Below are 11,972 nucleotides of genomic sequence, written 5' to 3' on the forward strand. Positions count from 1 at the left end.
CACGTCTTACTCATCCGGGTTAAGGCGACGACGGCTGATGATGCGCAGCAGACGCCACAGCACCCATGCCAGCAAGACCACGCTGACCGCAGCCAGGATGGCGAGCAGAACCGGATGGTTCGACAGCGCATACCACAGGCGCTCGAACCACGGCAGATGGCCGACGTAATACACATCACCCACGCGCAGGCTGTTGACGCCGGACTCGCGGATCACCGACACAGAACCAAACATCGCGGCACGTTTGCCGCTGTCGTTCATCGCGGTATTCAGCAGCTCATAGCCGCGCGGGCTGTCCGCCAGCAGGGCTATCACGCTACGCTGATCGTTGTAAGGAGACTGGAAGCCCACCACCGCAGCCATCGCCCCCTGAGAGGTTACGGCCGTCTGCGCGCTGGCCTTACGGTCGTTCACGTCCGGCATAATGCTTGGGAACTCGGTCTGGCGAAGCGGCGTGTTAACCCACGACTCGGTGGCTTTCACCAGCAGGTCGATACGTTTTTCATCCTTCAGCTTGTCCGGGATGGTGCCGATCACCATGATATCCGCATCTTTGTTCTGGATCTGACTGCCATCGTCCGTCAACGTGACGTTAACTGCCGGTAATCCGGTTTGCGCGCCTACGGTTGCCATGGTGTCGAGCAGGGTCGTCACCTGACCTTCGTTTGGCGCTTTTGGCATCACCACAATGGATTCAGAGAGATCGGCCATGCGGCTGAACGGGAAGCCCGCGTTAGCAAAGGCACGCAGATCCGGCATCGCCAGGAAATGGTAGTACTTCGAGAAGTCGATGGTCGACTCATCGCCGATCACAACGTGGTTTTGTACCGGCTGGAAGGTGATGCAGTTATCCACCGAACCGCCAGGCATCGGGTTCATGTACTGGAAATCAAAACGCAGCTGGTTGATCGCGCCAAGCTTCAGCGCCGGAATAGAGACGTCCGTTTTTCCGTCCAGCAGCCCCTGCAGCACCGGCAGGCGGAGCATCAGACGGTTGGTGTCCTGGGTACTTTGCAGACTGAACGATTGCAGGAACTGGTTGTTCAGGCTGATATCCATGCGCGAGCTGTCTTTCGTCGCCGGCGCGGTATAGCGGTAGTTGAGATTGATATCAATGCCGTTGGTGCGCAGCAGGTACAGATCCGGCGGCAGGTTCAGCGACAGGCTAATCGGCGATGGCTCAAGGCCGGAGGCCTGCAGCTGCTCTTCATAGGTTTTTAGTTCACCAAACGTCACGGCGCGGTCGGTACGCACCCAGTTTGGCGCGTCATAAGGTTTACGCGCCAGCAGCGGCTTAACTTCGTCCACCACCACGCTGTTGCCGCGGAAAAGGACGTTGCCCTGAGCAATCGCCTTCGCGGCCTGGACCAGATCTTTATCATCACGACCAAAGACCACCAGCAGCTTCACGTACGGGTTATCCGGGTGGCTTACCATCTCAATGGTTGGCGCTTTGACTTCCGGGTGGTCGCGCAGGAAGCCCGGACGCTTCGCGTTGGTTGCAAAGACAATCGCGTTCCTGTCCGGCATTTTGTCATACATCACCGGGAAGTTCTGACCGCGCCAGCCGGAGCGGGAGCCAAACCAGGAGGCCACAATGGTCGCCGCCAGCTGCTCGGTCACGTCAGGGGACGATGCAAACACCATCGGCAGCGTGAGCGGACGGTTATCACGCGGGTCGAAGAACGGAACCGGGAACGCCGACAGATCGTTTTTCAGCGCCAGCGGCTGGTAGGTCATCTGCAGCGAGGAGTTACGCCCGACGTCCAGCCACAGCGTATTGCTGGCGGGGTTTTCGCAGACATCGCGGTAGTGACCAACAAACTCCAGACGGATACGGTTAAAGTCGGTGATGAAGAGCGGGTTAATCGGCACCTGCGCCTGTGTTTTCTTACCCAGCTGCTCTTTGGTCACCGGCAGAACGTCCATCAGTTCATCGTTCAGGTAGACCTTCAGTTGAGACTGCGTCGGCAGCAGGGATGGCGACGGGGTGTATTCAAGGTTCAGTACCGCATTTGAAACAACCTCATCGCTGCGCATACCAAATTCAATGCTGCCGTTAGGGTTGACGCCGCGAAGCACCATGCTACCCGGCGGCGGCGCAATTTGCGCGAAGGTCAGCTTCACGTCCCGCGACGGCACATTATCTGCGACAACGGGCGCGTTAGCCCCCCGCACGCCCGGCATCACCTGCCCGATGACCGGATTCACGGCCGGCAGGGTGTTCCCCTCCGTTGGCTGGTTCGGAATGATGTTTTCTGTTTGACCGGGTGCCGCCGTAACAACCGGATCGGTTGCCTGCGCGACGACAGGTACCGTCGGCGCAGGCGTCGCCGCTGCGTTACCGGGTGCTGCGTTAGCCATTGTTGCGGGAAGTGCACTCACTCCCATTGCCACTGCACATAACCAGGAAAGTTTTGTTTTCATCGCGTTATCATCATTGTTGAGCCATAACCGGGTCCGCCTGCTTCGTCTCATCCCGCTCGGGACGACGAGGAATGAACGACACGACCCAGGAAACCAGCGAAGTAAGTGACCGGAAAATTAATTTCACCGACGACGGGGCAAATTCTGCAAGGTGACGATAGCCACGGAACCCCAGCTTCAGAATATCCAGCAGGCTTTCCAGTGGTTTATCTTCCGGGAAGCTGTCCTGCCAGAGAGCCCATGTATCCGCACGGGCAAACGTACACTGCACAAAATCAATGTGTTGCTTTTTGGTCAACGGCATCAGCTGCAGACCCACTTCACTGCCTGCCACACGCACAACCTGCGTCGGGAAGACATACTCCTGCTGTCCGCGCTTAAGCAGCAGGTTAACCTTCTGCCCTTCCAGCACTTTCGCCTGGCCGTTGATTTTGATCCCCAGGCCACCGTCAGAGAAGTCGTGCACCGTACAGGAGAAGAGGTGACCATCTTCACGGGCGATCGCCGCAGGCATGCAGATTTCAACGCGATGCGCGCGACGAACCTGTTTACTCTCTACCGACACCGCCACCGCGCCGCCGAGGATAATCAGGTTGTAGAACACCCAGGCCATACTGACAAAGACGGTCAGGATTTCGTTTTCCGGGCCGTAGAAGTAGCGCCAGATACCGGCTATCACGCCGACAATATTCAGCAGCACGAGGAAGATATACGGGCGGGAGATCACCCAGTCGACGTACTCCTCTTCCACCAGACCGCCCTTCGCGGTGACGTTGAATTTCCCTTTGTGCGGGTTAATCAGCGCGACCATCGTCGGCGGCGCGATGTACCACGCCAGCACCGTTTCGTAGATTTCACTCCAGAAGGAGTGCCGGTATTTGCCCTGAATCTTCGAGTTCGTCAGGCTCGCGTGGATCATGTGCGGCAGAACGAACAGCGCAATCATCAGCGCGGGGGCGTAAATGATATAGGCGTGAAGGAGCAGGAACGCCAGCGGCGCGGTCAGGAAGATCAGCCGCGGGATGCCGGACAAGAAGTGGAACATGGCGTTGACGTAGCAGAGACGTTGCGCCAGCTTGAGCCCTTTGCCTATCAGCGGGTTATCGAGGCGGAAAATCTGCACCATGCCGCGTGCCCAGCGAATACGCTGACCAATGTGCGCCGAGAGTGATTCCGTCGCCAGACCGGCGGCCTGAGGGATACGCATATAGGCAGAGGTATAGCCGCGGCGGTGCAGGCGCAGCGAGGTATGCGCATCTTCCGTTACCGTTTCAACAGCAATTCCGCCAATTTCATCCAGCGGCTTACGGCGGATAACCGCGCAGGAGCCGCAGAAGAAGGTGGCATCCCACATGTCGTTCCCGTCCTGCACCAGCCCATAGAACAGCGTGCCTTCGTTCGGGGTTTTGCGGAAGCGGCCAAGGTTACGTTCAAACGGGTCCGGCGAGAAGAAGTGGTGCGGCGTCTGCATCATCGCCAGCTCTTTCTCTTTCAGGAACCAGCCCATGGTCATCTGCAGGAACGAGCGCGTCGGCACGTGGTCACAGTCAAAAATCGAGACGAACTCCCCGGAGGCATACTTCAGGGCGTTGTTGATATTCCCGGCCTTCGCGTGCTCGTGAGTCGGGCGGGCGATGTACTCAACGCCGACCTCTTCCGCAAACTGGCGAAACGCCGGACGGTTGCCGTCATCCAGGATCCAGACTTTGAGCTTATCTTTCGGCCAGTCGATGCCCAGCGCGGCATAGATGGTGTTTTTCACCACGCTCAGGTCTTCGTTATAGGTCGGGACGAAGAGATCGACGGTCGGCCACTGCGTGGTGTCTTTAGGCAGCGGAACCGGCTGGCGGTTGAGCGGCCAGATCACCTGGAAATAGCCTAGCACCAGCACAATCCACGCGTAGGTCTCAGCAAACAGCAGCACCAGACCACACACCAGGCTGACCGGGTCGTCCCAGTTCAGCGTTGAGGTGTAACGCCACCAGATGTAGCGGCAGGAAACCGTCAACGACAGCACAATCAGCATCAGCGCCGAGAAACGGCCCGGAATACGGCGAACCAGCAACGCCACGCCCCACAGCAGGATCAGGAAGATGAACTGCGCCAGCGGGTTGAAAGGTTGCGTAATACAGACCAGCGCCAGAATGAGCGAGAACACGACAATCACGCCGAGAATAAAACGCCGCAAGCCTGGGTGGAGATGCCCAAGCTCTTTATGGTTATCCAGATGGCTGGTCTTATCGCTGACGCTAGCGGGCAGTTTATCCAGCCACTGATGATAGCGTTCACGTAACTGCTGTACGCGGGAATAGCTGCGCCAGTGCGGCGTTATTTTCTCCGTTCGGGATGACGATATTGCCAGCCAGACGGCCTGAATAAGATAGCGCGCCGGGTCCAAAGGCCGTGGTCGGTCGGGGTTAATGTGTGGGTATAATTCGCCGTGACGCGCACGGATGCGCTGCCAGCGCGGGTGCTCGAGCGGAATGAACGTCCAGGCCAGAATCAGCCAGAAACAGCCGAGCGCGGCGCTGAATGCCGGAGCACCATGCCGGCGAAAGTGCCGGTAATGGTCGCTCAAACGCGAACTGACCGGCGGGATGAGAAGCCAGCTGGCGAGTCGACTCATACCGAACTCCCGGCAGGCTCCGCCTTGCTGGCGAAGTTCAGCAGACACCAGTTCGCCAGCGTCAGGATCTCTTCTGCTGCCAGCGAGTCGCTGCGGTATTCGCCCAGCGGCTGCTTGGAGGCGAGGCATTCCGCCATCCCCTCATCCCGATGAATCACAATGGGAAGCAGGCGGCGCTGGCTTTGCAGCCACACCTGATAGAGATCGTCCTGGATTTGGCTACCGATACGTAAATCGTTAATCAGGAGGTGCGCGTTCTGAGGCAGTCCCTGCTGATGCAGGCGAATATGGCAGTTCGCATCGACGTTCACCACGGAAAGTACATGATCGCACTGGGCGATGAGCTGCCGGGTCAGCGTCCCGGCGCCGTGCGGCAGATCCAGCAGGATCCACTGGTAGTGCCCCTTTTCTTTCAGGCTCTGCAGCGCAAGCGTGAACTGCGAAAACAGACGCTGATAGGCGGCTTCATTCTCGCGTTCTGTGGTGGTCAGTTGGCCAAAAGGCAGTAAATCCAGCTGGGAGGTATAGCGTAGCCCCGCATCCCGCCAGTCTTTGTCATCAAGCAGCGCGCGGGCCCAGCCCTCTTCGCGAGTGAAATCGACGTTGAACGACATACGCAGCAAATTATCGGCGCAGGCGTCAATCACCAGCACCGATTCACCTAAAAGCTGTAATGACCACGCCAGCGCCGCGGTAACAGATGTGGTACCCACACCGCCACGGACGCCCTGTAATCCGAGTATGGCCATCAATGGCTCCCTTAATGTTGATGGGCGAATTCAGCTAATAACGGCCAGCGTTTAATAGCAGCAGCCAACTGTTCCCGCTGGGAAATATCGGTGTAATCTATTTCAGGTAGAGAAAAGGCCTGCGCCAGCGCCAGAAAATCGTTTTGGAATGTGTAACCCAGAGTCGAGTCGACTGGGGTTGCAGGTTCGTTATTATCCATTCTTATTCCATCCCTTTGAGGAAAATCGCACGCTCGGAAGTTGCGGGGCATCCTGCCCTGACAAATTTCATTTACATGCTAAATCTGATGTTCTTTAATTTCAATGTTAGGTTTATTTCTACGCTTTCGCTAGTAAACTGAGATACAGGCAAATTAGACGAAAAGAGGGACATCGTGGACTCCATATTTTCTATTGGCATCCAGTCATTATGGGACGAATTGAGCCACATGCCAGTCGGTGGAGTCTGGTGGATTAATACGGATCGTAATGAAGACGCTATCAGCCTGGTAAACCAGACAATTGCCGCTCAGGATAAGGATTCCCGCGTGGCCGTCATTAGCATGGGCGAAGAGCCGAAGAAAATAATTACGCTGGAAAGCGACAGCGGCCCCCAGAAAGTACGTTTGTTTTCTATGTCAGCGGAAGCGGATAGTCTATACTTTTTGTCCCGCGACGTTCAGTGCTCTATAGATCCGGATCACTATTTAGTGATTCTTAAATGTGCAAATAACATACTGCAAAATATTCCTGCTGAAAAACTGCTGTCGTGGCTGGAAAAAATCAATAAATGGGCAAAGTTTCAAAATTGCACGCTATTGGTCGTCAACCCCGGCAGTAATAATGACAAGCTGTTCTCACTTTTGATGGGCGAATATCGCTCCCTGTTCGGGCTGGCAAGTCTTCGTGACCAGGCAGGCAGCTATCTCTACGATATTGCCTTCTGGTGCAATGAAAAGGGCGTGAGCGCCAGGCAACAGCTGACTCTTAAACCTATTGAGGGGAAATGGCACCTGGCACAGCAGGAAGAAACCGTGGTGCAGCCGCGCAGCGATGAAAAGCGCATCCTGAGCCATATTGCGGTTTTAGAGGGCGCGCCCGCGCTTTCGGAAAACTGGTCACTGTTTGAGTCTAACGAAGCGCTTTTTCATGAAGCCCGCACCACCCAGGCAGCCACCCTCGTTTTCTCGTTGATGCAGAATAATCAGATTGAAACGCTGGCGAGACAAATTCATACCCTGCGCCGCCAGCGCGGCAGCGCGTTAAAAATTGTGGTGCGCGAAAATAATACCAGCCTGCGTGCTACCGATGAGCGTCTGCTTCTGGGCTGCGGGGCAAATATGGTTATCCCCTGGAATGCGCCACTGTCACGCTGCCTGACGCTTATTGAAAGCGTTCAGGGTCAGCAGTTCAGCCGCCATGTCCCGGAAGATATCTCCACGCTGCTCTCCATGACCCAGCCGATGAAGCTGCGTGGCTACCAGAAATGGGATACGTTCTGCGATGCCGTCGGCAACATGATGAGCAACACGTTACTTCCGGCGGACGGGAAAGGGGTTATGGTTGCCCTGCGGCCGGTCCCGGGCATTCGCGTTGAGCAGGCGCTCACCCTGTGTCGCCCGAACCGTACAGGGGACATCATGACCATTGGCGACAATCGCCTGGTGCTATTTTTGTCGTTTTGCCGGGTCAACGATCTTGATACTGCGCTTAACCACATCTTCCCCCTGCCAACCGGGGATATTTTCTCGAACCGTATGATTTGGTTCGAAGATAATGCTATCAGCGCAGAGCTGGTGCAAATGCGCGCTCTCCAGCCTGAACAATGGGTTAAACCGCTCGCAATCACGAGCGATGTAAAACCGCTCCTCAATGCCAGACATGACGGACATGTCTGGCGTCGGGTTCCGGAACCCCTTCGCTTATTAACTGAGAACGGGGAGAACGCACCATCATGAATATCAGCGATATCATCCAACTGGTCGTATTCTGCGCGCTGATCTTTTTCCCGCTTGGCTACTATGCACGCCATTCCATACGCCGTATCCGTGATACGGCCAGAGTGATGTTTGTAAAACCTCGCTATGTAAAACCAGCCGGAACACTGACACGGGCATCACACGTCAAGGCAGACCGTAAACATGACTAATTCATCCTATACCGCTTCGTCACCCTCGCCGCTCTGGCAATACTGGCGCGGCCTTTCCGGCTGGAACTTCTACTTTCTGGTGAAGTTTGGCCTGCTTTGGGCAGGTTATCTGAATTTCCATCCCCTGCTTAACCTGGTGTTTATGGCCTTCCTGCTGATGCCTCTGCCGAACATCAGGCTGCATCGTTTACGCCATTGGGTGGCCATCCCCATCGGCTTTGCGCTGTTCTGGCACGATACCTGGCTGCCTGGTCCGGAAAGCATAATGAGCCAGGGATCGCAGGTCGCGGGCTTCAGCGCAGACTATATGCTTGACCTGGTTGAGCGTTTCATTAACTGGCAGATGATTGGCGCCGTCTTTGTCCTGCTGGTTGCCTGGCTGTTCCTGTCTCAGTGGATCCGCGTCACGGTGTTTGTCGTCGCCATTATGATCTGGCTTAACGTGCTGACGCTGGCGGGGCCAAGCTTTTCCCTGTGGCCTGCCGGCCAGCCGACGACAACGGTGACCACGACGGGAGGAAGCGCAGCGGCTACCGTTACAACGGCAGGCGATACGCCGGTGGTGGGCGATATTCCAACGCAGACTGCACCGCCGACCTCCACCAATCTTAATGCCTGGCTCTCCAGCTTCTATACCGCTGAAGATAAGCGACAGACGAAATTCCCGGATGCGCTGCCAGCCGATGCGCAGCCGTTTGAGCTGCTGGTGATTAACATCTGTTCCCTCTCCTGGGCTGACGTGGATGCCGCCGGTTTGATGTCTCACCCGCTGTGGTCCCACTTTGACATCCAGTTTAAAGATTTTAACTCTGCCACCTCATACAGCGGCCCGGCGGCAATCCGCCTGCTGCGAGCAAGCTGCGGTCAGGCATCGCATAAAAACCTGTATCAACCCGCTGGCAACCAGTGTTATTTGTTCGATAATCTCGCGAAGCTGGGCTTTACGCAGCACCTGATGCTGGGGCATAACGGTCAGTTCGGTAACTTCCTGAAAGAGGTACGTGAACAGGGTGGCATGCAGGCGCCACTGATGGATCAAACCGGTCTTCCCGTTACGCTGCTGGGCTTCGATGGCTCGCCGGTTTATGACGATACCGCCGTGCTGCAGCGCTGGCTGCAGACCATCGAAAAAGACAGTAATCCGCGCAGTGCAACGTTCTATAACACCCTGCCGCTTCACGACGGTAACCACTTCCCGGGGGTGAGTAAAACGGCGGATTACAAAGTGCGGGCGCAGAAATTCTTCGACGAGCTGGACGCGTTCTTCACGGAGCTGGAAAAATCTGGCCGTAAAGTGATGGTGGTCGTGGTACCTGAGCACGGTGGCGCGCTGAAAGGCGACAGAATGCAGGTATCCGGCCTGCGCGATATCCCAAGCCCGTCCATTACCAACGTGCCTGCAGGCATTAAATTCTTTGGTATGAAGGCACCGCACCAGGGCACACCAATTGAGATTACCCAGCCAAGCAGCTATCTGGCGATTTCAGAACTGGTTGCCCGCGCCGTTGACGGGAAGCTGTTTGTGGAAGATAGCGTGAACTGGGATCAGCTCACCAGCAACCTGCCGCAAACGGCAGAAGTCTCCGAGAACGCCAACGCGGTGGTGATTCAGTATCAGAACAAACCGTACGTTCGCCTGAACGGCGGGGACTGGGTACCGTATCCGCAGTAACTGATTTCCCCCTCTTCCCACAGGGGAGAGGGGATAGTCAGTGCGTCATTGTTGCGCTGAAATCCACACCCGCATTTTCAGACTTGCCGAATCGTCGTCTTTAGAGGTGATTTCGGGCTCTCCGGAAGGCTGCCCCATCGTTAAATGCCAGGGTAGCGCAGACGGATTTTCGCATCGTTTACTCCATCCGGTTATTCGGCGCTTCGCAGGGAAATCTCACCGCCCACCCAGGGCTTGATCGCGCCATCCTGCTCCAGAAGCAGCGCGCCCTGTGCGTCAATACCGCGGGAAATGCCGTAAATCTCTTTATCACCAATCAGCAGCTTCACCGGACGGTTGATGAAGTTATCCAGCTTTTCCCAACGAGACAGGAACGGTGCCAGGCCTTCCTGTTCAAAAAGCGTGAGTGAACTGCGCAGCTCTTTAATCATGCGCACGGCAAGGGTGTTACGATCGATGACGATCCCCGCTTCCTGGAGATTGGTCCAGGCCTGATTCACCACATCATCCTGGACAGTACGCATCACCATATTGAGGCCCGCGCCAATAACAATTTGCGCCGCATCACCGGTTTTACCCGTCAGTTCGACCAGAATACCGGCAAGTTTCCGATCGTTAAGGTACAGATCGTTTGGCCACTTAACGCGGACCCGATCGGCACCCAAATCGTGCAGCACTTCCGCCATGACGATACCAATGACCAGACTCAGGCCAATGGCTGCGGCAGGCCCCTGCTCCAGACGCCAGTACATGGACAGATAGAGATTGGCGCCAAATGGCGAGAACCATTTGCGACCGCGACGGCCACGACCGGCCTGCTGGTATTCAGCAACACAGGCATCGCCGGATGAGAGTTCGCTCAGCCGGTCCATAAGGTACTGGTTCGTCGAATCAATCACCGGCAGCACCGCAACGTTGCCGTATCCAAGCTGGCTGCGGATGACGTCTTCATTCAGCAATTGAATTGGCTCCGGCAGGCTGTAGCCTTTTCCCGGCACAGTGAACACATCGACGCCCCAGTCGCGAAGCGTCTGGATATGCTTGTTAATGCCGGCACGGCTCATGCCCAGCTGCTCGCCCAGCTGTTCGCCAGAGTGAAACTCCCCGTCAGCAAGGATGCTAATCAGGGTTAACGGAATGGTATTGTCCTTCACGCAATGGTCTCCACGGCATTCACTTCACCTGTGCGGCCAATGAAGCGGACTTCTGGCTCCAGCCAGACGTTAAACTTTTCGCCCACACGTTGACGAACATAATGCGCCAGCTGTACAACATCATCGCTGGTCGCATCGCGTTGATTAATCAGTACCAGAGCCTGCTGCTGGTGAACGGCAGCGCCACCTACGGACGTGCCTTTTAACTGGCATTGATCGATCAGCCAGCCAGCGGCCAGCTTCACGCTGCCATCTGCCTGAGGATAATGTGGCGCAGTGGGCCATCCTTCAAGAAAGGCTTTTGCATTTTCGCTGCTAATAACCGGATTTTTGAAGAAGCTTCCTGCATTTCCGTTTACTTTCGGATCGGGAAGTTTGGTCATTCGCATATGGCAAACTGAGTCAAATACGTCGCGGGGAGTGACAGTTGCCGGATCGAGACGCGTTAAATCGCCATAGGTCAGCACCGGCTGCCAGTTCTTTGGCAGACGCAGGCCCACGGCGACAATCACGTAGCGATCCTGATATTCATGCTTGAAGATACTGTCACGATAGCCAAACCGACACTGTTCTGCCGTTAAGCGCTTAGCCGTTCCGGTCGCCAGTTCGATGCAGTCGACATATTCACAGACATGTTTCAGTTCGATGCCGTAGGCACCGATGTTTTGGATGGGTGACGATCCGGCGCAGCCTGGGATCAGCGCCAGGTTTTCCAGACCCGGCATCCCTTTTTCGAGGGTAAATTGCACCAGCTGATGCCAGTTTTCTCCGGCCCCCACGTGCAGATGCCAGCTATCGGCATGCTCTTCCACACCAATGCCCATGATGCGGTTAACGATCACCGTTCCCGCGAAATCGTCAAGAAACAGGACATTGCTTCCTTCGCCCAGAATCAGTACGGGTTCGTTATTTTCTGTTGCGCTTTGCCATGCATCCAGCAGCTGCTGTGCAGTATCGGCACGTACAATTTGATTAGCATTACGTTGAATGCCAAAGGTATTCCAGGGCTTAAGGGAGTGGTTCATAGACGCTATCCTGATGCAAAAACGCAGGTAGTTTACCGTATAAGCAGGGCGTTGGGGGATTAGTTTGTGCAGCGCAGAAACGCAAAAAGGCCATCCTTTCGGATGGCCTCTTCACTTAATTGATGCCTGGCAGTTCCCTACTCTCACATGGGGAGACCCCACACTACCATCGGCGCTACGGCGTTTCACTT

At 55.9% G+C, this 11,972-nt stretch carries 9 protein-coding genes; 3 read left to right on the plus strand and 6 right to left on the minus strand.

Annotated elements, in window-relative coordinates; translation table 11 throughout:
- Nucleotides 1–6 precede the first annotated feature (6 nt).
- From bcsB to bcsR, 4 genes are read right to left on the minus strand one after another with little or no spacing between them, the layout of a single operon-like run.
- Nucleotides 7–2,427 carry a cellulose biosynthesis cyclic di-GMP-binding regulatory protein BcsB gene (gene bcsB, locus HBA26_RS15445; RefSeq protein WP_126345965.1) on the minus strand — a complete coding sequence of 807 codons (2,421 nt, stop codon included), beginning with the start codon at nt 2,425–2,427 and terminating at the stop codon, nt 7–9.
- Between the two features lie 10 nt (nt 2,428–2,437).
- Nucleotides 2,438–5,053 carry a UDP-forming cellulose synthase catalytic subunit gene (gene bcsA / locus HBA26_RS15450; protein WP_028014759.1) on the minus strand — a complete coding sequence of 872 codons (2,616 nt, stop codon included), beginning with the start codon at nt 5,051–5,053 and terminating at the stop codon, nt 2,438–2,440.
- On the minus strand, nt 5,050–5,802 hold the full coding sequence (gene bcsQ, locus HBA26_RS15455; protein ID WP_028014760.1) for a cellulose biosynthesis protein BcsQ: 753 nt from the start codon (nt 5,800–5,802) through the stop codon (nt 5,050–5,052). The genes bcsA and bcsQ overlap by 4 nt, the downstream gene beginning before the upstream one ends.
- Before the next feature lie 11 nt (nt 5,803–5,813).
- Nucleotides 5,814–6,002, minus strand: a complete 189-nt coding sequence (gene bcsR, locus HBA26_RS15460; protein ID WP_028014761.1) for a cellulose biosynthesis protein BcsR — start codon at nt 6,000–6,002, stop codon at nt 5,814–5,816.
- Between the two features lie 174 nt (nt 6,003–6,176).
- Here bcsR and bcsE point away from each other — a divergent pair, with 174 nt between their 5' ends.
- From bcsE to bcsG, 3 genes are read left to right on the plus strand one after another with little or no spacing between them, the layout of a single operon-like run.
- Nucleotides 6,177–7,739 carry a cellulose biosynthesis c-di-GMP-binding protein BcsE gene (gene bcsE, locus HBA26_RS15465; RefSeq protein ID WP_126345966.1) on the plus strand — a complete coding sequence of 521 codons (1,563 nt, stop codon included), beginning with the start codon at nt 6,177–6,179 and terminating at the stop codon, nt 7,737–7,739.
- Nucleotides 7,736–7,930 carry a cellulose biosynthesis protein BcsF gene (bcsF, locus tag HBA26_RS15470; RefSeq protein WP_072201618.1) on the plus strand — a complete coding sequence of 65 codons (195 nt, stop codon included), beginning with the start codon at nt 7,736–7,738 and terminating at the stop codon, nt 7,928–7,930. The genes bcsE and bcsF overlap by 4 nt, the downstream gene beginning before the upstream one ends.
- Nucleotides 7,923–9,602, plus strand: coding sequence for a cellulose biosynthesis protein BcsG (gene bcsG / locus HBA26_RS15475; protein WP_126345967.1), 1,680 nt, complete (start codon nt 7,923–7,925; stop codon nt 9,600–9,602). The genes bcsF and bcsG overlap by 8 nt, the downstream gene beginning before the upstream one ends.
- A gap of 191 nt (nt 9,603–9,793) precedes the next feature.
- Here bcsG and birA read toward each other — a convergent pair whose 3' ends face one another.
- Together birA and murB are read right to left on the minus strand one after the other, a co-directional pair.
- Nucleotides 9,794–10,756, minus strand: a complete 963-nt coding sequence (birA, locus tag HBA26_RS15480) for a bifunctional biotin--[acetyl-CoA-carboxylase] ligase/biotin operon repressor BirA (protein ID WP_126345968.1) — start codon at nt 10,754–10,756, stop codon at nt 9,794–9,796.
- Complete coding sequence (murB, locus tag HBA26_RS15485) at nt 10,753–11,781, minus strand: UDP-N-acetylmuramate dehydrogenase (RefSeq protein WP_028014766.1); 1,029 nt, start codon at nt 11,779–11,781, stop codon at nt 10,753–10,755. The genes birA and murB overlap by 4 nt, the downstream gene beginning before the upstream one ends.
- Nucleotides 11,782–11,972 lie beyond the last annotated feature (191 nt).

It is taken from the genome of Enterobacter sp. 725m/11 (assembly GCF_011683705.1).
In the GTDB taxonomy this organism is placed as follows: Bacteria; Pseudomonadota; Gammaproteobacteria; order Enterobacterales; family Enterobacteriaceae; genus Enterobacter; species Enterobacter bugandensis.